22 protein-coding genes are annotated in these 21,035 nt (G+C 71.2%); 14 read left to right on the forward strand and 8 right to left on the reverse strand.

The window, feature by feature from the left end; genetic code table 11:
• Positions 1-11: 11 nt before the first annotated feature.
• The gene (locus K4S16_RS18810) at positions 12-1,712 is read right to left on the reverse strand and encodes a GMC oxidoreductase (protein WP_149260727.1); all 1,701 of its coding nucleotides are present in this window, start codon (positions 1,710-1,712) and stop codon (positions 12-14) included.
• A 297-nt stretch (positions 1,713-2,009) separates the two neighbouring features.
• Between K4S16_RS18810 and K4S16_RS18815 the strand changes: the two genes are divergently transcribed.
• From K4S16_RS18815 to K4S16_RS18830, 4 genes are all read left to right on the forward strand, one after another.
• Entirely contained in the window at positions 2,010-2,372 is a 363-nt protein-coding gene (locus K4S16_RS18815; protein WP_149260286.1) for a hypothetical protein, read from the forward strand.
• A gap of 116 nt (positions 2,373-2,488) precedes the next feature.
• Positions 2,489-2,956 (forward strand): NUDIX hydrolase, encoded by a 468-nt coding sequence (locus K4S16_RS18820; protein WP_149260287.1) that lies wholly within the window; start codon positions 2,489-2,491, stop codon positions 2,954-2,956.
• A gap of 235 nt (positions 2,957-3,191) precedes the next feature.
• Positions 3,192-4,370 (forward strand): threonine synthase, encoded by a 1,179-nt coding sequence (locus K4S16_RS18825; RefSeq protein ID WP_149260288.1) that lies wholly within the window; start codon positions 3,192-3,194, stop codon positions 4,368-4,370.
• Positions 4,367-5,005: a transcriptional regulator gene (locus tag K4S16_RS18830; protein WP_149260289.1), complete on the forward strand. Its 639-nt coding sequence runs from the start codon at positions 4,367-4,369 to the stop codon at positions 5,003-5,005. Before K4S16_RS18825 ends, K4S16_RS18830 begins: the two co-directional genes overlap by 4 nt.
• Before the next feature lie 186 nt (positions 5,006-5,191).
• On the opposite strand, the gene K4S16_RS18835 is transcribed toward K4S16_RS18830, so the two are convergent.
• Genes K4S16_RS18835 through K4S16_RS18845 form a run of 3 tightly spaced genes read right to left on the reverse strand, consistent with a single transcriptional unit; the run spans position 5,192 to position 7,643 of the window.
• The gene (locus K4S16_RS18835) at positions 5,192-5,965 is read right to left on the reverse strand and encodes an ABC transporter permease (protein ID WP_149260290.1); all 774 of its coding nucleotides are present in this window, start codon (positions 5,963-5,965) and stop codon (positions 5,192-5,194) included.
• Positions 5,962-6,939, reverse strand: coding sequence for an ATP-binding cassette domain-containing protein (locus tag K4S16_RS18840; protein WP_149260291.1), 978 nt, complete (start codon positions 6,937-6,939; stop codon positions 5,962-5,964). The genes K4S16_RS18835 and K4S16_RS18840 overlap by 4 nt, the downstream gene beginning before the upstream one ends.
• Before the next feature lie 41 nt (positions 6,940-6,980).
• Positions 6,981-7,643, reverse strand: coding sequence for a DUF4097 family beta strand repeat-containing protein (locus K4S16_RS18845; protein ID WP_149260292.1), 663 nt, complete (start codon positions 7,641-7,643; stop codon positions 6,981-6,983).
• Positions 7,644-7,895: 252 nt separating this feature from the next.
• Between K4S16_RS18845 and K4S16_RS18850 the strand changes: the two genes are divergently transcribed.
• Complete coding sequence (locus K4S16_RS18850; protein WP_149260293.1) at positions 7,896-8,642, forward strand: GbsR/MarR family transcriptional regulator; 747 nt, start codon at positions 7,896-7,898, stop codon at positions 8,640-8,642.
• 434 nt (positions 8,643-9,076) lie between these two features.
• Positions 9,077-10,621, forward strand: a complete 1,545-nt coding sequence (locus K4S16_RS18855; RefSeq protein ID WP_149260294.1) for an MFS transporter — start codon at positions 9,077-9,079, stop codon at positions 10,619-10,621.
• Between the two features lie 229 nt (positions 10,622-10,850).
• Here the strand turns inward: K4S16_RS18855 and K4S16_RS18860 are convergent, their stop codons facing one another.
• Both K4S16_RS18860 and K4S16_RS18865 read right to left on the reverse strand, forming a co-directional pair.
• A complete protein-coding gene (locus K4S16_RS18860) occupies positions 10,851-11,537 on the reverse strand; it encodes a response regulator transcription factor (protein WP_149260295.1) in 687 nt (228 codons plus the stop codon).
• Positions 11,507-12,898: a sensor domain-containing protein gene (locus K4S16_RS18865; RefSeq protein WP_235036913.1), complete on the reverse strand. Its 1,392-nt coding sequence runs from the start codon at positions 12,896-12,898 to the stop codon at positions 11,507-11,509. The genes K4S16_RS18860 and K4S16_RS18865 overlap by 31 nt, the downstream gene beginning before the upstream one ends.
• 126 nt (positions 12,899-13,024) lie before the next feature.
• Between K4S16_RS18865 and K4S16_RS18870 the strand changes: the two genes are divergently transcribed.
• The 5 genes from K4S16_RS18870 to infA all read left to right on the forward strand — a co-directional run bounded on the left by K4S16_RS18870 (position 13,025) and on the right by infA (position 18,279).
• Entirely contained in the window at positions 13,025-14,362 is a 1,338-nt protein-coding gene (locus K4S16_RS18870) for a GDSL-type esterase/lipase family protein (RefSeq protein WP_149260296.1), read from the forward strand.
• On the forward strand, positions 14,359-15,117 hold the full coding sequence (locus K4S16_RS18875) for an ABC transporter ATP-binding protein (RefSeq protein WP_149260297.1): 759 nt from the start codon (positions 14,359-14,361) through the stop codon (positions 15,115-15,117). Before K4S16_RS18870 ends, K4S16_RS18875 begins: the two co-directional genes overlap by 4 nt.
• 3 nt (positions 15,118-15,120) lie before the next feature.
• Positions 15,121-17,052 (forward strand): FtsX-like permease family protein, encoded by a 1,932-nt coding sequence (locus tag K4S16_RS18880; protein WP_149260298.1) that lies wholly within the window; start codon positions 15,121-15,123, stop codon positions 17,050-17,052.
• 214 nt (positions 17,053-17,266) lie between these two features.
• Complete coding sequence (locus K4S16_RS18885) at positions 17,267-18,061, forward strand: N-acetyltransferase (RefSeq protein WP_149260299.1); 795 nt, start codon at positions 17,267-17,269, stop codon at positions 18,059-18,061.
• Positions 18,058-18,279, forward strand: a complete 222-nt coding sequence (gene infA, locus K4S16_RS18890) for a translation initiation factor IF-1 (RefSeq protein WP_149260300.1) — start codon at positions 18,058-18,060, stop codon at positions 18,277-18,279. Before K4S16_RS18885 ends, infA begins: the two co-directional genes overlap by 4 nt.
• A gap of 84 nt (positions 18,280-18,363) precedes the next feature.
• On the opposite strand, the gene K4S16_RS18895 is transcribed toward infA, so the two are convergent.
• Positions 18,364-18,690 (reverse strand): rhodanese-like domain-containing protein, encoded by a 327-nt coding sequence (locus tag K4S16_RS18895; RefSeq protein WP_149260301.1) that lies wholly within the window; start codon positions 18,688-18,690, stop codon positions 18,364-18,366.
• A 180-nt stretch (positions 18,691-18,870) separates the two neighbouring features.
• Entirely contained in the window at positions 18,871-19,299 is a 429-nt protein-coding gene (locus tag K4S16_RS18900) for an ATP-binding protein (protein WP_268843258.1), read from the reverse strand.
• 100 nt (positions 19,300-19,399) lie between these two features.
• Between K4S16_RS18900 and K4S16_RS18905 the strand changes: the two genes are divergently transcribed.
• From K4S16_RS18905 to K4S16_RS18915, 3 genes are all read left to right on the forward strand, one after another.
• A complete protein-coding gene (locus K4S16_RS18905) occupies positions 19,400-20,212 on the forward strand; it encodes a helix-turn-helix transcriptional regulator (protein ID WP_149260303.1) in 813 nt (270 codons plus the stop codon).
• A complete protein-coding gene (locus K4S16_RS18910; protein WP_149260304.1) occupies positions 20,209-20,394 on the forward strand; it encodes a DUF397 domain-containing protein in 186 nt (61 codons plus the stop codon). Before K4S16_RS18905 ends, K4S16_RS18910 begins: the two co-directional genes overlap by 4 nt.
• A 336-nt stretch (positions 20,395-20,730) precedes the next feature.
• Positions 20,731-21,009 (forward strand): hypothetical protein, encoded by a 279-nt coding sequence (locus tag K4S16_RS18915; RefSeq protein WP_149260305.1) that lies wholly within the window; start codon positions 20,731-20,733, stop codon positions 21,007-21,009.
• Positions 21,010-21,035 lie beyond the last annotated feature (26 nt).

Here is a 21,035-nt window from a genome sequence, read left to right on the forward strand (position 1 = left end):
ATCAGCACCGGTCACCTGAGCGCGGCGGGGGCGGTGGGCGGGACGGCAGGGCTCTCGGGCAGGACGCGGTCGACGCGCTCGTAGGGGCGGCCCGGCTCGGGGCGGGGGTCCTTCTGCCCCCGGTTCGGCCAGAACGCCATGGCGCGTTCGGCCTGGGCGGTGATGGTGAGGGACGGGTTGACGCCGAGGTTCGCGGTGACCGCCGAACCGTCCACGATGTGCAGGCCCGGGTGGCCGTGGACGCGGTGGTAGGGGTCGACGACGCCGGTCTCGGGCGTCTCACCGATGACGCAGCCGCCGATGAAGTGCGCGGTCGTCGGGATGTTGAACAGGTCGAACCACGTCCCGCCGGGGGTGGCGTCGAGTTCCTCCGCGAGCATCCGGACGGCCTTGTGGGCGACGGGTATCCAGGTGGGGTTGGGCTCGCCGTCGCCCTGGCGCGCGACGAGCCTGCGGCGCCCGAGGCGGCCGCGCTTCTCGCCGATGGTGATGGAGTTGTCGGCGGTCTGCATGACCAGGGCGATGACGGTCCGCTTGGCCCAGTCCTTGAGGGACAGCCCGCGCAGGATGACGGTCGGGTGCCGGGCGGCCTGGCTGAGGAACTTCAGCCAGCGGGGCGCGCCGCCGCCGTCGACCAGCAGGGTCCGGATGACGCCCATGGCGTTGTTGCCCGCGCCGTAGCGGGTGGGCTCGATGTGAGTCCTGTCGTCCGGATGGAACGACGAGGTGATGGCGAGGCCGGTGCTGTGGTCGACGTCCTTCTTGCGGTGCCAGACGGTCATGCGCTCGACGCCGAGGAGCGCCTCGGAGTTGGTGCGGGTGAGCTCGCCGAGGCGGGGCGACAGGTGCGGGAGGCGGCCGGCGGCGCGCATCCGGTGCAGGAGGCGCTGCGTCCCGTACGTCCCGGCGGCGAGGACGACGTGCTCGGCGGTCAGCGTCCGGCGGCGCTTGCGGACCGGCCCGGTGCGTTCGGTGGTCACCTCGTAGCCGCCGGCCTCCAGGGGCGCCAGGGCGGTGACGGTCGTGTCGGGTATCACCCGCACGCCCGCCTTCTCCGCGAGGTAGAGATAGTTCTTGGTCAGCATGTTCTTCGCGCCGACCTTGCAGCCGATCATGCAGGAGCCGCAGCCGGTGCAGGTGGTCCGGCGGGGCCCGGCGCCGCCGAAGTAGGGGTCGTCGGCGTCCTCTCCCGGCCGCTCGCCGAAGAACACGCCGACCGGCGTCGGATGGTAGGTGTCGCCGACGCCCATCCGGTCCGCGACGCGCTTCATCGCCTCGTCCGCGGGCGTGACGAGCGGGTTCACGGTCACGCCGAGCATGCGGCGGGCCTGGTCGTAGAACGGCGCGAGCTCGTCCTGCCAGTCGGTGATGTGGCCCCACTGGCGGTCCTTGAAGAACGGCTCGGGCGGGACGTAGAGGGTGTTGGCGTAGACGAGGGACCCGCCGCCGATGCCCGCCCCGGCCAGGACGAGCACGCCGGCCTTGCCGCCCACCAGGTGGACGCGCTGGATCCCGCGCATCCCGAGGCGCGGCGCCCACACGTACTTGCGCAGCCGCCAGGAGGTCTTGGGCAGCGTGTCCTCGTCGAAGCGGCGCCCGGCCTCGATCACCGCGACCCGGTAGCCCTTCTCGGCCAGCCGCAGGGCCGACACGCTGCCGCCGAACCCCGAGCCCACCACGATCACGTCGAAGTCGTAGCCGTCACCGGACATCCCGCTCTCACGGGACACAGCGCCATTACGGGACACAGCGCCATCAGGGGACACGGCGCACACCACCTTCGTCGGGGGGAACGAAGGGGCCGAGTGTGCCCCTCCGAAGCGTCGCGCACCATGCACGCATCGCAACGATTCACGGCGGTATTTGTCACCGGGGTGACAAAGCGCGGCACGGCGGACGGCGGCCCGCCCCGCGCTCGCCGCCGACCGCCCGCGCGGCTCCCTCCCAACGTGGCCCGGCCTTCGCGCGGCCCGATATCGTCGAGGCCCCATTCCGCTGGAGGGACCCCTGTGAACCGACTTCATCTGGCGGCTCTGCTGCTCGTCCCGGCGCTGGCCCTCACCGCGTGCGGAGGCGACGGCGGCAAACCGAAGCCGACGGCTCCGGCGCAGGCCGATGCCACGGCCTCGGCCCCCGACGACTCCTCCGGCGCGGGCGACTCGGCCAAGGGCGGCTCGGCGAAGGCCCCGGCGGGGGCTCCGACGTCCGCGCCGCCGAAGGCCGTGAACGCGTTCGTCGCCTGCATGCGCAAGCAGGGCGTGAAGGTGCCGAAGGACACGACCGGTTGGCGGCCCGACCCTCAGGACGGCCGGACGCAGAAGGCGCTCATGGCCTGCATGAAGTCCGCCGGTGCGCCGACGCCGTCATCCTGACGCGACGCGATGTTCTAATTTGCACTGCCTCGTTCTAATTTGCACTACCTCGCCAGGTGGCGTTTCCCCGGGCCGTCCGGCGCGGACGCCACCTCGACCTCCTAGGCTCGACTCCCGTGACCGAGGACCCGTCAGCGAGCTTCGCCCGTGCCAGGGCGGCTGCGGGTGTCCTGTTCTTCGACGACCATGACCGCGTCCTCCTGGTCGACCCGTCCTACAAGGACTACCGCGACATCCCCGGCGGCTACGTCGAGCACGGCGAAACGCCCCGCCAGGCGGCGGAACGCGAGGTCGCCGAGGAACTCGGGATCCACCCGGAGATCGGCCGGCTGCTGGTCGCCGACTGGGCGCCCGGCGAGGCCGAAGGCGAAAAGATCCTCTTCGTGTTCGACGGCGGCTCCCTCACCGCGGGCCGGCTCGACGCCATCCGCCTCGACCCGAGCGAACTGGCCGGCTACCGCTTCCACGACATCGCCCGGATCCACGACCTGACCATCCCGCGCCTCGCCCGCCGCCTCGTCCACGCCCACGCCGCCCACCGGGACGCCACCACCCGCTACCTGGAACACGGCGAGCCGATCTAGAGCGTTCGGTCACCCCATCCCTGGGCGGGCACCCGGACCGTCCCGCATCGCCCGCCGGTCTACGAGCTCTTGCGCGCCTCCCAAGTCGGCGAACCTATTAGAAATTTCTTGTATTTTTAGAACTTGTGTCCAAAGATGCAGGTGACCGGGGCGCGCGCCCTGGCCCACGTGGCTCGACCGCTCGCATTCCGATTGCCTCGAAGAAGGAGCCACCCGCCAAAGGGGTCCCAAGCTCATGAACGACACCACCAGCACTGCGATGGACGGCCTCTTCCTCTACGACAGGTCTGGGCGGCGCTACCCGGTCAGCGACCGGCGATGGCGCGGTGAGGACGGCTCGCCCCTCATGCTCAGCCCGGTGCCCGGGCCCGCACCCGACCGGATCGACACGAGCGAGCGCTCCCTTTGGCGCTACCAGGCCGCGATCCCGGTCTCCCCCCGGCACCGGGTGAGCCTCGGAGAAGGCTTCACCCCCATGCCGCCGCTGGACTGGGACGGGATGCGCGTCCACTTCAAGCTCGAATGGTTCAACCCCACCTCCAGCTTCAAGGACCGCGGGGTCGCGGTGATGGTCTCCCACCTGCGCGGGCAGGGAGAGACGCACATCCTCGAGGACAGCTCCGGCAACGGCGGCTCCTCGGTCGCCGCCTATGCGGCCGCCGCAGGGATGAAAGCGAAGATCATCGTTCCCGCGGCGACGTCGGCCGCCAAGATCTTGCAGGCACGCGCGTACGGCGCCCGGATCGAACTCGTCGCCGGCACCCGCGAACAGGTGTCCGACGAGGCGATCTGGCAGTCCGAGCAGATCCCCTATGCCAGCCACAACTGGCACCCGTTCTTTCTGCAGGGCACTAAGACGGTCGCCTACGAGATGTGGGAGTCGCTCGGGTTCAGGGCACCGGACAACGTCGTGCTCGTGGCCGGTGCGGGCAGCAACGTCCTCGGCTGCGACATCGCGTTCAGGGAACTGCTCGAAGGTGGCCGCATCGACCGGCTCCCCAGGCTTCTGGTCGGCCAGCCGGAGCATTGGGCCACCATCGCGGACACGGTGAACGGGATCGATCCACGGAGCCGAGGACCGCGGGTTCCGACGATCGCGGAAGGAGCCTCCATCGCCGCGCCCGTCCGGCTCCCGGAGGCCGTCGAGGCGATCCACCGCTCGGGCGGGGCGGCGGTGGCGGTCACCGAGGACCAGATCCGCACGGCCGTGCGCAAGCTCGCCTCGCGCGGGCTGTACGCCGAGCCGACCAGCGGCGTCGCCGCGGCGGCCCTCGACCGCTTCTCGGCAGACGGCGCCATCGGCCCCGGCGAGACCACCGTCGTCGTCCTCACCGGCTCCGGACTCAAGTCCGCGGAGAAAATGGCCGCTGTCTTCGACATCGACCGCGCCCCGGACGGAGAGAGCCACCCGTGACCCCCGACGACCCCGACGAGCACCTTCTCGCCGAAGCCGAGAAGATCGCGATCGCGATCGGACGCATGTTCCCCGGCCTGTGCGAGGTGGTCCTCCACGACCTGCGCCGGCCGGAGCACGCGATCCGCGCCATCGAGAACAACCTGTCGGGCCGCCAGGTGGGAGACTCCGCCACCGAGCTGGGACTCCGCCGGATCGCGGACCCGGACTACCCGAGCGTGATCCAGAACTACCCCAACCAGTTCCCGGACGGCCGTCCGGTCAAGAGCACGTCCATCGGGATCAAGAACGCCCAGGGCCGCTACGTCGCGGCGCTCTGCCTGAACCTCGACGTGTCGAACCTCTCCCCCCTGACGCTCGTCCTGGCCAACCTGGTGGCGACCGAGGTCGAGCATCGGGAAGAGGCATTGGAGACCCTGCAGAACCGCACGGCGCGGGAGTTGCGCGAGTTCATCGAGAAGTTCGCCGCCGAACGTGCCGCCACCCCGCGCTCACTCGGCCGTACCGCCAAGAAGGATCTCGTCCGGCAACTGCACCGCGACGGCTACTTCGCCACCAGGGGCTCCACCGAGGCCATCGCCGACCTGCTGGGGATCTCCCGGAGCACCGTCTACAACTACGCCAAGCAGCCCTGACCCCGCCCGACCGCCGCATGGAAAGAGCGTCCCCCGTCCGAAGGCCGCGTGACCAGATCCGGTGAACGTTCGTGGTCACCGCGACAGGGGGCGGGAAACGCGCCAGGACCGTCGGACGCGATGGTCCGACGGTCCTGTTCGGCCGGTTCACTGTTCGGCCGGTTCACTTGTGCGGCCGGTTCACTGTCAGGCCTTGTTGAAGGTGTGCTTGGCCCAGAGGTAGGAGACGACGCCGATCCCGGCGCACCAGGCGGTGGCGATGGCGGCGCTGTCGCCGATCGGGGTGCCGAGGAGGAGGCCGCGGACGGTCTCCATGATCGGCGTGAAGGGCTGGTACTCGGCGAACCAGCGCAGGACGGTCGGCATGGAGTCGGTCGGGACGAACCCGCTGCCGAGGAAGGGCAGGAACACCAGGGGCATCGGGGCGTTGCTGGCGGCCTCCGGGGTCGGGGACTTCATGCCCAGGGCGACCGCGAGCCAGGTGATCGCCACGATGAACAGGGTGAGCAGACCGGTGGCGGCCAGCCATTCGAGGGGTGTCGCGTTGGGGCGGAACCCGATGGCGAGGGCGACGCCGACGACGACGGCCAGGCCGATGAGCTGCTGGATGACGCTGCCGACGACGTGCCCGGTGAGGACGGAGGCGCGGGAGATCCGCATGGTCCGGAAGCGGGCGATGATGCCCTCGGTCATGTCGGTGGCGACCATGACGGCGGTTCCGGTCGCGGCCGTGGCCGCCGCCATCAGCAGGATGCCGGGCACGACGTAGTTGACGTATTCGTCGCGGCCGCCTCCGAGCCCGTCGCCGAGCGTGCCGCCGAAGACGTACACGAACAGGAACAGGATGATGACGGGCGTGACGACCAGCTGCACGGTCATGGCCGGGTAGCGGAGCAGTCGCTTGAGCTGGCGCCGGACCATGGTGGACGAGTCGCGCGCGGCGAGGGCGAGGGCGCTCATCGGAGGGCCTCCTTGTTCTGGTCGGCCGGGTTCTGGTCGGCCTGCCGGCCGGTGAGGGTGAGGAAGACGTCGTCGAGGTCGGGGGTGTGCACCGACATCTCGTCGACCTCGATCGAGTGCTCGTCCAGGACGGCGAGCACGTCCCGGATCACCCGGACGCTGCCGTCGCCCGGCACCTGCAAGGTGAGCGCCTCAGGGTCGGGGGTGCCGACGCCGAGGGCGAGCAGGGCGGCGTCGAGACGGCCCGGGTCGGCGAATCTCAGCAGGATGTGGCCGCCGGGGATGCGCCGCTTGAGCTCATCGGCCGTTCCCTCGGCGATCAGCTGCCCGTGGTCGAGGAGGGCGATGCGGTCGGCGAGTTCGTCGGCCTCCTCCAGGTACTGGGTGGTGAGGAAGATGGTGACGCCGTCCCGGACGAGGTCGCGGACGATGCCCCACATGGCGCGGCGGCTGCGCGGGTCGAGGCCGGTGGTGGGCTCGTCCAGGAAGATCAGGCGCGGGTCCCCGACCAGGGTCATCGCCAGGTCGAGCCGCCGCTGCATGCCGCCGGAGTAGGTGGACGCCGGCTTGCGCGCCGCGTCCACCAGGTCGAACTTCTCCAGCAGTTCCGCGGCCTTCCGCTTGCCCTCGCGCTTCGGCAGGTGCCTGAGGTCGGCCATGAGGAGCAGGTTCTCCTCGCCGGTCAGCAGCTTGTCGACCGCCGAGTACTGCCCGGTGACCCCGATCGCGCCGCGCACGTCGTCGGCCTGGCGGACCAGGTCGAACCCCGCGACCCGGACCTCCCCGGCGTCGGCACGGATCAGGGTGGAGAGGATCTGGACGGCGGTGGTCTTGCCCGCGCCGTTCGGGCCGAGCAGGGAGAAGATCGTTCCTTCGGGGACGGCCAGGTCGATGCCGTCCAGGACGACCTTCTCGCCCTTCTTGTCGCGGTAGGACTTGCGGAGCCCTTCCGCCGCGATGGCCAGGGTGGTCATGGTGCTTGCTCCTCGGGGGGCCGGAGGGTCAGAACCGCAGGTCAGAGGCTGCGGGCGGCGATGTCGCCGTGCATGGTGGTGGCGTGGAGGTCGAGTTCGGCGGTGCCGTCGTTCTTGAGGGCGTTGGTGATGCGGCCGTGGCCGGTGCCGGCGTCCAGGGAGGCCGAGACCCCTGCGGCGGCGGCGACCGAGATGTCGCCGGACTGGGTGCGGAGGACGACCTTGCCGCTCACGGCCTCGGCGATCCGGATGTCGCCCCGCTGGGTGCTGATCTCCGCGGGCCCGCCCAGCCGTCCGACCTCCACGTCGCCGTCGGTGGCGGTGAGGCGGACGCTCGCGGCCTCGTCCAGCTTGATCGACCGGTAGGCGCCCTCGAAGGCGACGTCGCCCAACCGTCCGACGGCCCGGAACTCGGCGGCGGCCGCCTTACCCTCGACCTGGGAACCGGCGGGCAGCTGGACCGTCACCTCGATGGATCCGGAGGAGCCGAGGTACTGGTTCTTCGCCGGGACCTCGATCCGCAGGACGCCGTCGCCGTACTCGACCCTGGTCTGCTCCGCCGCCTTCACGTCGCGGCCCTTGGCGGCGTCCGCGGGCAGGACCTCGACCACGGTGTCGGCCCGGTCGGCGGCGATGAACTGGACGCGCCCGGCGGGGACGTCGAGGACGGCGGAGATCGGGGCGGGGGTGTCGAACTTCTGCATCGTGCTCTCCTTGCGGCTCGTCATTTCCAACGATGGAAAAGCTACGTTGCTTTCCAGAACTAGGCAACAAGGGCTTTGCATTGGAACAGCATCTATGCAGATCAGAGCCATAGAATCATTGCAACGAGCTTGAATCTAACGCAACGGCCCGCCTGGCTCGCGTTGCAATGTCGTGAGTGTGAACGCTATGGTCGAGGCGTCAGGGAACACCGGCAGCGCCATCGCCCCGCGCGGGCATCGAAGGGGGTCGTGATGCCCGGAGGCAGGCTCACCCAGCAGGAGCGCCAGCAGATCGCGGCGGGGCTGGCCGACGGCCTCGCCTACGCCGAGATCGCCCGCCGCCTCGACCGCCCGACCTCCACGGTCACCCGCGAGGTGATGCGCAACGGCGGACCCGCCGGCTACCGGGCCGACCTGGCCCACCACGCCACCCAGCGCCGCACCCGGCGGCGCCCCCAGGCCTCGTCCCGGGGGACGCGGGCGGTGCCGCAGCCCTATGGACGCGACAACGCGGCCGTGCAGGAATTCCAGGAGGCCCTCACGACCGTCATCCTGACGTCGGGCCTGCCCTCGATGGCGGCCCGGGTGCTGGGCTGCCTCTACACCGCCGACGACAGCCTCACCGCCTCCGAACTCGCCGAGCGCCTCCAGGTCAGCCCGGCGTCCATCTCCAAGGCGGTCACGCTCCTCACCGGCCTGGACCTCGTCCGCCGGGAGAGCGAAGGCCGCCGCGAGCGCTACGTCGTCGACAACGACCTCTGGTACCAGTCGATGATCCGCAGCGTCCGGGACAACGACCGCTTCAGCGAGACCGCACGGCAGGGCGTCGCCGTCCTCGGCCGCGACACCCCGGCCGGCAACCGCCTGGAGAACGCCGCCCGCTTCCTCGACTTCGTCAGCGAGAGCCTGACCCGCGCGATGGAGCAGGCCCGCGACGTCCTCTACACCAAGCCCGAAACGCCCCCGTCCGCCACCGCCCCGAGTCCAGACCACGAGTAGAAGCCGTCCCGAAGGCCCGGCGAACACGACTTCCCGCCGGATGAACGGGGGCTCGCACCCGAGGCGGCTCCCGATGGGCTGAATCCGGCGACGCATCGGCGCGCCCCCGGGGCAGGATCGGTCGCATGAAGAACGCCGCGGACAGGCAGATACCCGGCTACCTCGACCAAGTCGGACCCGGGTTCCGGGAGTGGATCAGGACGCTCTGCCCCGACCACGCCCCGCCGCGCTAGAGCGGCCGGGCTCAAGCGTCCGGTCCCAGGGGCACCGCACGACCGGAGGCTTCACCCGGACGTGAGGGAGAGCGACCTCGGCCGGTGTCGCAGATCACACGAGCGGCCTGTCAGACGGACGGGGCCGCCGGTGTCTTGTGTGCGTCAGGAAGCCCGCGGACGATCCGCGCGGCACTCCCCTCCACGAGTGAGGACGAAGTCATGGCGACCACCAAGGCGCCCCCGCCGACCGCATCGCGCCGCTGGGCCGCGCTGCTGTTCATCGGCCTGGCCCAGCTAATGATCATTCTGGACGGCACCGTGGTGAACATCGCGCTGCCCTCGATCCAGCGCGACCTGCAGATCTCCGACGGCGACCGGCAGTGGATCATCACCGCGTACACGCTGGCGTTCGGCAGCCTGCTGCTGCTCGGCGGCCGGATCGCCGACTACACCGGCCGCAAGCGGGTCTTCCTGATCGCCCTGCTCGGTTTCGCCGGCGCGTCGGCGCTCGGCGGCGCGGCGTCCGACTTCGAACTGCTGCTGGCCGCCCGCGCCCTCCAGGGCGGGTTCGGCGCACTGCTCGGTCCGTCCGCGCTGTCGCTGCTCACCGTGACGTTCAGCGAGCCGAAGGAGCGCGCCAAGGCGTTCGGCATCTGGGGCGCCATCGCCGCCGCGGGCGGCGCGATCGGGCTGCTGGCCGGCGGAGCGCTGACCGACTACCTGGACTGGCGCTGGTGCCTGTACATCAACATCCCGATCGCGGCGGTCGCGGCGGTCGGCGGATTCGCCATCCTCACCGAGTCGCGGCGCCCGGGCCGGGCCCGCTTCGACGTCCCCGGCGTGCTGGCGGTCACCGGCGGCCTGGTCGCGATCGTCTACGGCACCAGCCGCGCCGAGTCCGACGGCTGGGACTCGGCGAAGGTCATCGGCCTGCTGGCGGCCGGCGCGGCGCTGCTCGCCGTGTTCGCCCTCATCGAGAGCCGCGTGGCGCAGCCGCTGCTGCCGCTGCGCGTCGTCGCCCACCGCACCCGCGGCGGCGCCTACCTCGCCGTCGGCATGGCCGTCATCGGCATGTTCGGGGCGTTCCTCTTCCTGACCTACTTCATGCAGGTCGTCAAGGGGTACTCCCCGATCAGGACGGGCGTGGGCTTCCTGCCGATGACCACGGCGGTGCTGGTGTCGGCCGGCGGGCTCACCACCCGGATGCTGCCCCGCGTCCCGCCGCGTGCGCTGATCGTCCCCGGCATGCTCATCAGCGCCTGCGGCATGCTCTGGACGCTCACCCTGGACCCCGGCACCTCCTACACGTCCGGCGTGCTGGTCGCGCAGCTCCTGCTCGGCTTCGGAGCGGGCATGATCATGCCCGTGGCCCTCAACTACGCCACCCACGGCGTCGAGCAGGGCGACTCCGGCATCGCCTCGGCGAGCGTCAACACCGCGCAGCAGATCGGCGGCTCGATCGGCATCGCGCTGCTCAACACCATCGCCACCAGCGCCACCGCGGACTACCTGGCCACGCACGCCCGGCACGGCATCAGCCCGGACGTCGCCAAGCGGGCACTGGTGGAGGGCTTCGGGGCGGCCGGCGCCTGGTCCGCGGGGATCATGATCGTCGGTGCGCTGATCGTCGGCATCCTGATGAACACCCCGCGCCCCGAGCACCAGCCCGTCGCCGAGGACGGGACTGTCGCCGACGACCAGCCCGTTCCCGAGGACGCGGGAGCGCCGGACCTGTCGGCAGGAACCCCCGCTCACAGCGTCTGACCAGCCGGAACCACGACCGCCGACCGGCCGCCTCAGACCACGGGCAGAAGCCCGAGGACCATGAGCCCGGCCGTCGGCGGCCCGGCCGCGGCGATGGTGGGGGGCTGCGGTGAGGCCGTCGATGGAAGCGAGGCCGGGGGTGGGCGCACCACCGGGGCGGCGCACCTCGTCCCGCCGGACGCACCCGGAGTTTCGGCGGCACTGCCGAGACGTCCCCGGGCGCAGGGGCTCATCCGGGGTCTGCGGTGGGGGGACGGCCGCGGAGGTAGGTCAGGACGGCGAGGACCCTGCGGTGCGTGTCGTCGGTCTGGGGCAGGTCGAGCTTGGCCAGGATGCTGCGGACGTGCTTGCCCACGGTCGCGTCGGTGACGACCAGCCGCCGGGCGATGGCGGCGTTGGAGTGCCCTTCGGCGATCAGGGCGAGCACCTCGTGCTCGCGCGGGGACAGCGCCGCGAGCGGGTCCCGGCGGCGGCCGAGGAGCTGCCGGATGACCTTGGGGTCCACGACCGTCCCGCCGTCGAGCACCTGGCGCAGCGCGGCGACGAAGTCGGCGACGTCCACCACCCGGTCCTTGAGCAGATAGCCGACCCGGCGGCCGTCGCCGGAGTCCAGCAGGTCGGCGGCGTAGCTCAGCTCGACGTACTGGCTGAGCGCCACCACCGCGAGACCCGGGTCGGCGCGGCGCAGCCGCACGGCGGCGCGCAGGCCCTCGTCGGAGAAGTCCGGCGGCATCCGGATGTCGGTGACGACGAGGTCGGGCCGGTGCTCGGCGACGGCCGCGAGCAGGGCCTCGGCGTCGTCGACGGCGGCGACGACGCCGAAGCCGAACCTGGCCAGCAGCCCGGCCAGCCCCTCCCGGAGCAGGACGCCGTCCTCGGCGAGGACTACCCGGACGGCGGTCGGATCGGTTCGCAAGGGAGCTCCACACGGACGAGGGTCGGGCCCCCGGCGGGGCTCGACACGAGAAGTCTGCCGTCGATGACCGCCACCCGGTCGGCGAGGCCGGTCAGCCCGGTGCCCCGGGCCGGGTCGGCGCCGCCCGCGCCGTCGTCGGTGACCTCCACGGTGAGGACGCCGCCGGTTACGCGCGCGACCACCGCGGCCCGGTCGGCGCCGCTGTGCTTGGCGGCGTTGGTGAGCGCCTCGGCGGCGGCGAAGTAGGCCGTGCTCTCGACCTGGCGGGGCGGCCGCCCGGGCAGGTCGGCCTCGACGGTGACCGCGAGCGGGGACCGGTCGGCCAGCTCGCCCAGCGCCGCCGCCAGGCCCCGGTCGGTGAGGACGCGGGGATGGATGCCGTGGACGAGTTCCCGCAGCTCGGTCATGAGCCGTTTGGCCTCGTCATGGGCGTCCGCGACGCTGTCGGCCGCCGGGGACCCGGGCGGCAGGTCCACGCGGGCGATCCCGAGCTTCAGGGTGAGTGAGAGCAGCCGCTGCTGGGCGCCGTCATGCAGGTCGCGCTCGATGCGGCGGCGCTCCGCCTCGAACGCGTCGACCAGCCGGGCCCGGGAGCGCGCCACCTCGACCAGCTCGGCCTGGAGCCGTTCCCCGGAGCCGTGGCGCAGCAGCGCCCGCGCGAGCGCGCCCTGCGCGGCGGCGGCCAGGGACAGCAGGTACGGGACGGCGGGCAGGAGCACCAGCCCCGCGACCGCATAGGGCAGCGCGTCCGCCGGAGTGGCGAGCCGCACCGGACCGAGCACCATCGGGCCGTCGCCGCCGAGCAGGATCAGCGGGGCGGCCACGGCGCCGAACTGGAAGGCCAGCACGGACATCAGCGCCGCGTACAGGACGGGAACGGCGGCGGACAGCAGCAGGAAGTAGCCGAGCGCGCGCCAGGTGACCGGCTCTGTGTAGCGAGTGCGGAACCACGGCAGAACGCCATGCTCGGGCGGCCGCCGATGCCCGGGGCCCGCCGGACGGACGTCCACCAGCCGGAGCCGTCGCCGTTCCAGCCCGGTCAGCGGGATGGTCGCCGCCGGACCGAGCCCGGCGATCAGCAGGAGGCCGATGGCGGCCGGCAGCGCCCGCTCGCCGAGGGCGGCGTCCGAGGTGGCGGCCAGGAGCAGCGGCATGCCGAGCAGTACCAGCGGCAGGCCTGCCGCGACCACGACCGGCACGGTCGAGAGCAGGTAGCCGGCGGCGCGCCAGGGCCAGGCCGTCAGGAGGAACCCGCGGCGTCCCATCGCGGCCAGCAGAGTGGGCGGCGGGGCGGGCGGAGGAGTGGCCGACCGGGTGGCCGACGGGGTGGCCGACGGGGTGGGCGGCGGGTCGTTCGGCACAGGCGTACGGTAACCGACCCCGCCGCCTGCCCGGCCCGGACGAACGCCGAGGTAGTGCCAGCCATACCTCCAAGTTGGTGGACCACCGTGATGCGCTCGGCGGGGCCCCGGCGGTGGGATCGAAGCATGATACGAAAGCTTCCCGCCCGGGTCGCCGCGCCCCTTGCCGGCCTCACCGCCGCTGCCCTGGTCGGCGGGCTCGGATACGTCTGGCCCCGTCCCGCTCCCGCCGCGGCACAGCCTGTGTCATACGGGCCTGCGTCCCAGCGGGCGGCGTCCTTCAAGACCACGGGCTGGTCGCAGAGCTGGGGCGCGGCGATGCAGCGTCCGATCGCCGGCGGCGAGGACGAGGGGCCGAACTGGTCGGTGGAAGGCTTCGGCGACCATTCGCTGCGCCAGGTCGTCCGGCTGAGTGCGGGCGGGACGAAGGTGCGGATCCGGCTGTCCAACCGGTACGGGACCCGGCCGCTGCGGGTCGCCGGTGCGGCCGTCGCCCGGTCGGCGGGCGGCGCCCAGGCGTGGCCGGGAACCACGGTGCCGCTGAGCTTCGCCGGGGCACGGTCCGCCACCGTGACACCGGGCGGCGAGATCGCCAGCGATCCGGTGCCGCTGGCCACCGCGCCGCTGGAGAAGCTCGCGGTCACGCTGCGGTTCCCCGGCTCGACGGGACCCGCGACGTTCCACCGCTTCACCACCCAGCCCGCCTACCGCGCCTCCGGCGACCACCTGTCCGACGTGGGCGCCGACGCCTACACCACCTCGACCGACGCGCTGTACTACCTGACCGGCGTAGAGATCACCAACGGCAACAACAGAACCGGCGGGGGCACGGTGGTCGCCTTCGGGGACTCGCTCATCGACGGGGTCGGAGCCGCGCCCGGTGCCGACGCGCGGCTGCCGGACGCGCTGGCCGAGCGCCTCGCCGCCGCCCGCAGCCCGCTCGCCGTCGTGAACGCGGGCATCGGCGGGAACCGGCTGCGCTACGACTCGGCATGCGCCGGGGAGAAGGCCACCGCCCGGTTCGCCCGCGACGTCCTGGACCGTCCCGGCGTGCGAGCGGTGATCGTCCACCTGGGTGCCAACGACATCCGCGTCACCCCCGGCGACCCGTGCCTGCGACCGGGCGGGCCGGCGACCGCCGCGCAGGTCATCGACGCCCAGCGGCGACTGGTCCGCGCCGCCCGCGCCCGCGGCCTGACCGTCATCGGGACGACCATCCTGCCGATGAAGGGCGCCCTGTTCCCGGTGTGGACGCCGCAGGTGGAGAAGGAGCGCGACGCAGTCAACCACTGGATCCGGACCAGCGGCGCATACGACGCCGTCCTGGACGCCGACCGCATCATGTCCGACCCCGCCGACCCGGACCGTCCCCGCCTCTCGTACGTGTACCAGGACGGACTGCACCCCAACGACGCGGGCTACCAGGCTCTGGCGCGCGGCATCGACCTGCGGGTCCTGCGATGACGGCTCCCGCCCTCGCGCATCCCGCCGTCCCGGTCGCGCCGGTGCAGCTGCACCAGGTGAGCAGGCATTACGGGACGGGCGAGGCGCGGGTGCAGGCGCTGGCCGACGTCAGCGTGACCTTCCCCGCCGGTTCGTGGACCGCCGTGATGGGCCCCTCGGGCTCAGGAAAGTCGACCTTGCTGCACTGCGCCGCGGGCCTGGACCGGGTGACGTCCGGGCGCGTCCTGCTCGCCGGGCAGGACGTCACCCATGCCACCGACGCGACGCTGACCGGGCTGCGGCGCCGCGCCGTGGGGTTCGTCTTCCAGAACTTCAACCTGATCGGCGCGCTCACCGCCGAGCAGAACGTCGCACTTCCGCTGAAGCTCGCGGGTGCCCGGCCGTCGCGCCAGGTCGTGCGGGCCGCCCTCGCCGAAGTGGGCCTGGCCGACCGCGCGCGGCACCGTCCGCGCGAGCTGTCGGGCGGGCAGCAGCAGCGGGTGGCGATCGCGCGCGCGATGGCGACGCGGCCTTCGGTGCTGTTCGCGGACGAGCCCACCGGGGCCCTGGACACCGGCTCGGCCCGCACCGTCCTGCGGCTGCTGCGCCGCATGGTCGACACCGCCGGGCAGACCGTCGTGATGGTCACCCACGACCCGGTCGCGGCGGCGAGCGCCGACGCGGTCGTGTTCCTGTCGGACGGGCGGATCGCCGACCGGCTGGCGCGTCCGTCCGCCGCGCAGGTCGCCGAACGGCTCACACGGTTGGAGGGCTGACGCGTGCTGCGCATCTCCTCCGGCACCGTCCGGGACCGCTGGCCGCTGTTCGCCGGGGCCCTGCTGACCGTCTCGCTGGGCGTGGCGCTGGTGCAGTCGTCGGTGCTCGTGCTGGTCTCGACGGGCGAGCCGAAGATCCCGCCGGGCGCGTCCGGACGGACGGCCGAGCAGATCCGGGAGGGGTACGTCGGGGCCGCCACACTGCTCGGCATGGCCACGCCGCTGGCGATGTTCCTGGCGGTGTTCATCGTGGGCTCGACGTTCGCCTTCGCCGTGGAGCAGCGGCGCAAGGACCTGGCCCTGCTGCGCATGCTCGGCGGAAGCCGTCCCCAACTGGTGAGGCTGCTTCTGGGCGAAGCGTTCCTGCTGGGGCTGGTCGGGAGCTTCTTCGGCATTCTGCTGGGCGTGCCGGGCACGTGGGCGCAGGCCCGGTTGCTGATCTGGATCGGGCTGCTTCCGCGTGACTTCTCCGCGCACTGGTCCCCCGGGGTCCTGCTGCTGTCGCCGAGCGTGGGGATCGGCGTCGCGGTCTTCGGGGTCCTGTCGGCGTCCTACCGGGCGGCCCGGGTCCGTCCGCTGGACGCGTTGCGGGACGCCCCGCGCGCGGCCCGGGTGATGACCGTCGGCCGCTGGCTGTCCGGGGTGTCGTCGCTCGCGCTGACGGTCGCGCTGGTCACGGCCGGGCACGGCGCGGACCTGCTCGGTGCCCTGCTGATCGCCATGGCCGTGTCGGTCTTCGGGTCGATCGCGCTCAGCGCGCTGAGCCCCCTCGCCGTCCCGCTGGTCGGCCGGATGCTCGGGACGGTGCTGCGCGCCGGCGTGCTCGGGGAACTGGCGCAGGCGAACCTGCGCGACGCGGTACGGCGCAGCGCCTCGACGGCCGCGCCGCTCATCGTCCTGGTCGGCCTGCTGGTCGGCCTGACCGGCGCGCTGAACTCGCTGGCCCGGGCCACCGGCGCGGACCTCGAACGGACCACCGCCGCCGACCTGGTGGTCACCTCGAACGGGGCGGCCGCCGCCCGGATCCCGCAGGTCCCGGGCGTCGCACTGGCGTCCCCGCAGAGCCAGGTGGAGATGTCGGTGACGTCCCGGCACCGCGTGGAAGGCCGTTCCTACCGGCAGACCCATCACTCGGGGATCACCGCCGTGGACGCCGCCGCGTACCGTCGCACCCACCGCCTCACCCTCCGCTCCGGTTCCCTGGACGCGCTGCACGGCCGCACCATCGCGATCGGCCCCCGGCTGGCCGCCGAAGGCGTCCGCAGCGGCACCGTCACGGCACGGATCGGCTCGCGCAAGGTCAAGCTCCGCACGGTCGCGCGCCTGCCGGAAGTCCTGGAGAACGGCAGCGACAACTTCCTGGTGCCGCGCGACCTCGTCCCCGCCGAGATGCTCGCGGAAGCGCCCACCGAGACCTTGGTGCAGGTCACCCCCGGCATGTCACCGGCTGAGGTCGCCGCACGCATCCTCGCCGCCGAGGGCGGCGAGGTGCGCACCCTTCACCAGTGGGCCGACGCCAGGGTGGCGGACCAGCAGCGCGGCACCATGGGGATCATGGCCGTCCTGATGGGCATGTCCGGCCTGTACGCGGCCATCGCGGTCATCAACGCCGTCGTGATCGCCGCCGCCGAACGCCGCACCGAGTTCGCCGTCGCCCGCGCCACCGGCCTGACCCGCGCCCAGGTCGTCCGGATGGCCGCCATCGAGTCGGCCGCCGTCACGTTCATCGGCTTGTCCTTGGGGGCTTTGGTCGCGGCAGGGGCTTTGGCGGGCTTCTTCCCAGAGACCCAAGGCGTCCGCATCCTCTCCGTCCCCTGGACCCTCCTAGCCCTGCTGACCACGGCTTCCCTTCTCGTCACCCCCGCGACCGCCGCCCTGACCGCCCTCGCCGCTACAAGACCGTCCCCCACGGCTCTGGTCGCCGCCCGCGAATAGAGCCTCGTTGAGCCCCGACGCAGGTGAAAAAGGGTTTGAGCGAGACGACGCTCCGTTGCTACCTTCGCGGTCGACCGTGAAGAAGTCGCAAGGAGGTGAGGACCCGTGAACACAGTCACCCATGGGTGCTCCCTCAGCCTGTCACGGTCCGGCGACTGACGTCCGGAGTCGCCAGGAGCGCCTGAGATCGAGGCTCTCCTGGAAGGAGACTCCGATGGACGCAAAGCCTTCTACATCCGGCCTGAGCGATAACGCCGTGCTGACCACGCGCGTCGCGGACAGGCACTGGCATGCACTGGACGACGACCTGGTGGTCGGTCGCGGATATGCCGAACACCGGCCCGACGGACGCCTGTTCGTCAGCATCGACGCCTGGCAAGACGCCATCTTCGACCAACTCGCCGAGGCGATGCTGGCGGAACTGCCGGCGCCGCTCTACACGGTGGTCGATGAAGCCGACGTCGAACTGACGGCTCGCTGGCAGCGGGCCGGTTTCACCACCCTGCGCCGCGAGTGGGAGTACGTCGTGCCGACCGACCCGCAGGTCACCGGGCTCGACAAAGTCCTGCCGCCTCCGGGCGTCACGATCGTGCCCGCCGGTCAGGCGGACGAGAACCTGCTGCGGGAGGTGGACCGCGCCATCCGCGACGAAGTCGAGTCGACCGTCGGATGGTCGCAGTCGATGCCCGCGGAGGTGCTCCCCCACCCGGGCGACGACACCATCGTCGACCCGTCGAAGTACGCGGCGGCCGCGGCGCCCGGCCGCTACCTGGGCCTGATCCGGGTGGTGACCGTGCGCCGCCCGCGCATCGGGCTGATCGCGGTCCGTGCCGACGAGCAGCGCCGCGGCATCGCGCGGGCACTGCTGGCCCACGCGCTGGGCAAACTGCACGACTCCGGGTTCACCACCGCCTGGGCCGAGGCCCACGAGTCCAACCGAGCAGCCGTAGCGCTCTTGGAGGACATCGGGGCCCGGCAGGTGGGCAGCAACCTGGAGCTGGTGCGATGAGGAACAAACACGGCATAGAAGTCGAGGGCAAGGTCGTCGAGTGCCTCCGCAGCGCCATGTTCACCGTGGAGCTGCAAAACGGCCACCGGGTGCTCGCGCACATCAGCGGCAAGATGCGCAAGAACTTCATCAAGATCTACCTGGAAGACCGGGTCCTGGTGGAGCTCACGCCATACGACGTAACCCGCGCCCGCATCGTCTTCCGCTACCGCAACTAGCGGTCGGCACCGTCCCTTGTAGCTGATCCCGGAGGTGTGTATTGCTGTGGAGGGCAGGGCATGCGCTCTGCCCTCCACGCCATGTCAAGCGGACTCGGTCGGGAGGCCCGCCTCCACCCAGTCCTGGATGCCCTCGCGGTACTTGCGGACGTTGGTGTAGCCGAGAGCGGTGAGTCGATCGGCGACCTGTCCGCTGTTGGCGCACGCCGGGTTGGAGCAGTAGGTGACGATCGCGGCGCCGCGGTCGGGCAGCAGGGTCGGCGCCTGGGCGTCGACATCGGCCAGGACCAGTTCGAGCGCACCGGGCAGGTGCTGCTTGGCGTAGTACTCGCCGCCCAGGGTGTCGAGGACGGTCACGGAGCCCGCGTCGATCGCTGCCTTCAGCTCGTCGCGGGTGATGAGTGCGGTCATGCCAGTACCCCTCACAAATTAGGACTACGGTCCGGTTAGCCATGGGACGTTACCGGACTGTGGTCCGCTTGCAAAGTCCAGTGGAAACCCGGCGTTGAGCCCGCCCGTCCGGCGAGGCGGGGGAAGCGCGGTCGCACCCCAGGGGGTCGGGTGCGGCCACTCGCCGGACGGGCGGGGGTTCTAGAGGACGAGCCGCGCCCAGACGACCTTGCCGCGACCGCCGTTGACGTGCCGGTATCCGCAGCCGCCGGTCGCCAGGAGCCGCACCACCATCAGGCCCCGGCCGCCCTCGGCCTCGGGATCGGCCGTCGGCACGACCGGCGGAGCGTGCGACGGATCCCACACCCGGAACTCGATGGCACCGTCCAAGAGCGTGACCCACGCCTGGATCTCGTGCCCCTCGACGGCGTGCACCACGGCGTTGGTCGCCAACTCGGACATGATCGTGCGCCCCACGTAGTCATGCCGCGCCAGCCCCCACGCCTCACACGCCTGCGTCACAAGCGAACGCGTCAGATACACGCTCTCGGGATACGCGCGCCAGCGGAGAGCGAATTCGTTTGGCGCCTTTGACGGAAGCTTGTCCCAATTGCCCTGAATGACATTCACACCGGGCCACCTTTCGCCGACTGGGCTCTGGCGAAAGACTGCCGCCTCCCGATACGGTAAATACCATTCAATCAACCAACCTGTACTTTAAGGATCTTGAATGACCTCGGCGAACGAGCTTGATCCGGATAACAACCACTGGCACTGGCTCGCCTCTGACCTGCGAATATGGCGCACGGAGCGGAACATGACACAGGAAGCCCTGGGCGACCTTCTCGGCGTGACGAAATCCCATGTTTCGAACTGGGAATCGGGTCGCGAAAATATGCCCATGAAGCACGCCGAAACTTTGGACCTGCTTTGGCGCGCTCGCGGGCATTTCGCCCGACTTCGACGCTTAGCTGAGCGAACACACGACCCCGGCTGGTGGTCCCAGTACACCCCGCTGGAGGAAAAAGCATCCCGCGTGAGCTACTGGGCGCTCGCGATCATTCCCGGACTACTCCAGACGGAGGATTACGCCCGAGCCCTGCTCGAAGACGGCCAGATCATCGAGGACGTCGAGGCAGCCGTCGCCGCACGCATGGCCAGGCAAGTGATCCTCGAACGCGAAAAGCCCCCTGAACTGCGCGTCCTGCTCAACGAGGCGGCACTGGAACAACCGGTTGGCGGGGCGGAGGTTATGCGTCAACAACTCGCCCATCTGGTGACCCTCAGCCACAGGCGAAACGTCATCCTTCGCACTGTGCCACGCGAGGTCGGCGGGCATATCGGCCTGGACGGCTCGTTCACCCTCCTGAACGGAGCAAACTGGTCCGCGGCCTACATGGAAGCCAACACAGGTGGCAGACTGACGCACGACCCCACGATGCTTGACGACTTCGTAAGGCGCTACGACCTCATAGGCTCGGAAGCCTTGTCCGCATCTGCCTCACGGAGTCATGTCGCACGGATTATGGAGGCCATGAAGTGATCGAATGGCGGAAGGCCAGCCGGAGCAACGCGTCCGGGAACGAATGCGTGGAGGTGGCCGCCCTCCCGCAGGGACGCGGCATCAGGGACAGCAAGGCACCCGACACCGGACACCTCACCCTCTCCCCCGCGAGCTTCGCCCAACTCGTCACCCGCGTGAAGCGCGGAGACCTGGACCTCTAACCCGCCGGACAACACGGACGGCCCCGCCTTCGATCTATGGCGAAACCCGAATCGACGCGAGGGCGGGGCCGGTCCTGGGCCCTGACGCTGGGCACCAGGACACCCGCTCTCGCAGGCGTGCCGCTCCTGGCAGTCTGTGTCGTTCCGGCCACCTGTGTCTGCGCGTAGGGCACTCCGACTCGCCTGCCTGGCGCGGCCGTTTCTCCTTCTCTCTGTCCGCCCCTCACTCATGGACTCGACGGGTAGCCTCATCGAGGTGCCCGTAGCGACGGGATGTGGCGGCGCTGGTGGCCGGTGGCCAAGGCGTGGCGAGCCGTTGGCTTATGGATGTGACGCATGGACTTGCTGCCTGAGGACGACTTCACCATCAGGCTTACGCGTGATCAGGCTTTGGTGCTCTCCGACTGGCTCGACCGCATGGAGGGCAGCAAGGAGTTCGCCAAGCTGGTGAACGAAGACCGAGCCGTGTGGTCACCGATCCACCGGATCTCCGGAACGCTGGACAAGTCGCTGGTGGAAATCTTCATGCCCGACTACACGGCCCGTCTCGAGGCCGCCCGAGAGCGGCTCAAGGACACCCTCGGCGACCTTGGCCATCCACCGGCGGAACCCTAGAGCCCATGTCGCGCCTGCTGGAGTTG

Origin of the sequence: Actinomadura sp. K4S16, from assembly GCF_008327685.1 — a bacterium.
Lineage (GTDB): Bacteria > Actinomycetota > Actinomycetes > Streptosporangiales > Streptosporangiaceae > Spirillospora.

Coding starts and splice junctions, on each gene's coding strand:
- K4S16_RS18850 (WP_149260293.1), top strand. CDS start 7,896: ATGCCCGGAGGCAGGCTCACCCAGCAGGAGCGCCAGCAGATCGCGGCG.
- K4S16_RS18825 (WP_149260288.1), top strand. CDS start 3,192: ATGAACGACACCACCAGCACTGCGATGGACGGCCTCTTCCTCTACGAC.
- K4S16_RS18855 (WP_149260294.1), top strand. CDS start 9,077: ATGGCGACCACCAAGGCGCCCCCGCCGACCGCATCGCGCCGCTGGGCC.
- K4S16_RS18810 (WP_149260727.1), bottom strand. CDS start 1,712: ATGTCCGGTGACGGCTACGACTTCGACGTGATCGTGGTGGGCTCGGGG.
- K4S16_RS18845 (WP_149260292.1), bottom strand. CDS start 7,643: ATGCAGAAGTTCGACACCCCCGCCCCGATCTCCGCCGTCCTCGACGTC.
- infA (WP_149260300.1), top strand. CDS start 18,058: ATGAGGAACAAACACGGCATAGAAGTCGAGGGCAAGGTCGTCGAGTGC.
- K4S16_RS18915 (WP_149260305.1), top strand. CDS start 20,731: ATGGACTTGCTGCCTGAGGACGACTTCACCATCAGGCTTACGCGTGAT.
- K4S16_RS18875 (WP_149260297.1), top strand. CDS start 14,359: ATGACGGCTCCCGCCCTCGCGCATCCCGCCGTCCCGGTCGCGCCGGTG.
- K4S16_RS18905 (WP_149260303.1), top strand. CDS start 19,400: ATGACCTCGGCGAACGAGCTTGATCCGGATAACAACCACTGGCACTGG.
- K4S16_RS18885 (WP_149260299.1), top strand. CDS start 17,267: ATGGACGCAAAGCCTTCTACATCCGGCCTGAGCGATAACGCCGTGCTG.
- K4S16_RS18870 (WP_149260296.1), top strand. CDS start 13,025: ATGATACGAAAGCTTCCCGCCCGGGTCGCCGCGCCCCTTGCCGGCCTC.
- K4S16_RS18840 (WP_149260291.1), bottom strand. CDS start 6,939: ATGACCACCCTGGCCATCGCGGCGGAAGGGCTCCGCAAGTCCTACCGC.
- K4S16_RS18895 (WP_149260301.1), bottom strand. CDS start 18,690: ATGACCGCACTCATCACCCGCGACGAGCTGAAGGCAGCGATCGACGCG.
- K4S16_RS18835 (WP_149260290.1), bottom strand. CDS start 5,965: ATGAGCGCCCTCGCCCTCGCCGCGCGCGACTCGTCCACCATGGTCCGG.